The 1,667-nt window shown below is 51.0% G+C and carries 3 protein-coding genes; 2 read left to right on the top strand and 1 reads right to left on the bottom strand.

Annotated features, from left to right (window positions below; genetic code table 11):
* The first annotated feature begins 5 nt into the window (after positions 1 to 5).
* Positions 6 to 446, top strand: coding sequence for a DNA polymerase III subunit delta (holA, locus tag H6B10_RS14390; protein ID WP_345941855.1), 441 nt, complete (start codon positions 6 to 8; stop codon positions 444 to 446).
* Positions 440 to 1,039, top strand: a complete 600-nt coding sequence (locus H6B10_RS14395; protein WP_204652231.1) for a toprim domain-containing protein — start codon at positions 440 to 442, stop codon at positions 1,037 to 1,039. Before holA ends, H6B10_RS14395 begins: the two co-directional genes overlap by 7 nt.
* 66 nt (positions 1,040 to 1,105) lie before the next feature.
* On the opposite strand, the gene H6B10_RS14400 is transcribed toward H6B10_RS14395, so the two are convergent.
* A partial coding sequence (locus tag H6B10_RS14400) for an RluA family pseudouridine synthase (protein WP_204652232.1) occupies positions 1,106 to 1,667 on the bottom strand: 562 nt, incomplete at its 5' end.

The following is a 1,667-nucleotide window of genomic DNA, read 5'->3' on the forward strand; positions in this document are numbered from 1 at the left end:
GCACCATTACCGCGGATATGATCCAGCAGCTGGGAACAGTTACGCTGGATGCGGACACATTTGAAATGGTGGAACTGGTTGTGTCCGGGCGGATTGAACAGGCACAAAAGCGCCTGAAAACCTTATTGGAATTGCAAAATGATCCAATTATGATTACCGGTGCGTTGATCGGCAACTATCTGGATCTGTACCGCGTTTTGCAAGGGCGGCGCAGCCGGCGTTCCCTTGCAGACGTGGCCAAGGATTTCGGGTATGGCGGCAAGTGGAGTTACCGTTTGGGAAAAACGGAGAAAACAGCATCCCGCTTTAAGCGCCATCAGTTGGAACAATGCCTTTGCATTCTGCAAAAACTTGATTTGGATTTAAAAGGCAGCAAACTGGATGCAGATTTGTTAATGCAAAAGGCGCTATGTGAGTTGGCTTTGGCCGGGAGGAGTTCATGTTAAAGCTGCAGCAGGTGCTGCTGGTTGAAGGAAAATACGATGCCGCACGGGTGAGCAACCTGGTGGATGGTGTAGTTCTGACTACGGATGGGTTCCGTGTCATGAAAGACCGCTCGTTGCAAACCATGCTCAAGCAGTTGGCCCGCACCCAAGGCCTAATGATTCTGACAGATTCCGATGCTGCAGGTTTCAAGATCCGGCATTTTGTTACCGGACTGGTCGGTGCCGAGCATGTTCTCCAAGCCTATGTACCGGCAATTCAAGGGAAAGAATCCCGTAAAGAAGCGCCAGGAAAAGAAGGGTTGCTGGGCGTAGAAGGTGTGTCGGATGAGCTGATTCTGCGTGGCTTGCAGGATGCCCTGGCGAGTGCGCCTGATGGAACGGAGAAGGAGACGCAAGCTGAAAAAATATCCTATACGGATTTGTACGAATGGGGAATTTCCGGAACGGCCAACAGTGCTACCCGCCGCCGGAAGTTGCTGCAGCAATTGGGATTGCCCCCGCGTCTGAGCAAAAAAGAGTTGCTGCAGGTTCTCTCTACTTTGTACACCCGAGAAAGCTTGTCGCGCCAGATTGAATTACTGGATTCCGAATAGAATGACGGAACCATCCATAAAAAATGCCGCCTGCCCTTTTTAGGCAGACGGTATTTTTTATAGATATCAGCGCAGGGTACCGTCGGTGATCTGGTGACAATACCACGGTTTTTCTGCATGGAAAACGCGACCGGCCAGATGTGAAAACTCCGGTTGTTCAATCTGAGCAGGGAAGCGAAGTTCCCAGGCACAAAGAGCCTGGTACTTGAAATGCAATTCCCGGTTAGCTGTATTGTTCCCGTATTTGGAGTCACCCAGGATGGGGCACCCTATATGGGCCAGATGTGCGCGAATTTGGTGTGTGCGTCCGGTGACCAACTCAACCTCCAGCAACGCCAGGCGACCGCTGACCGCAAGGGTTTCATATCCGGTGATTACTTCTTTGGCACCGCTGCAAGGGGACGGAACGATTTTTACAACACCGCGCTGAGCGTCTTTTATCAGATAATCATGCATCAATGCCACGGGCGGCTGCGGGCGGCCAAACGTTACACAGAGGTATTTCTTCTGTATTTTGCGGGCTTTGATTGCTTCCGTCAAAAAATGTTCCGCTGCTTTATTTTTGGCTAATAATATAAGACCACTGGTGCCGGTATCCAGGCGATGGCACAGCACAGCTTGTGCAGAA

The sequence above is a fragment of the Gemmiger formicilis genome (assembly GCF_016901605.1).
GTDB classification, from domain to species: Bacteria; Bacillota; Clostridia; order Oscillospirales; family Ruminococcaceae; genus Gemmiger; species Gemmiger formicilis_B.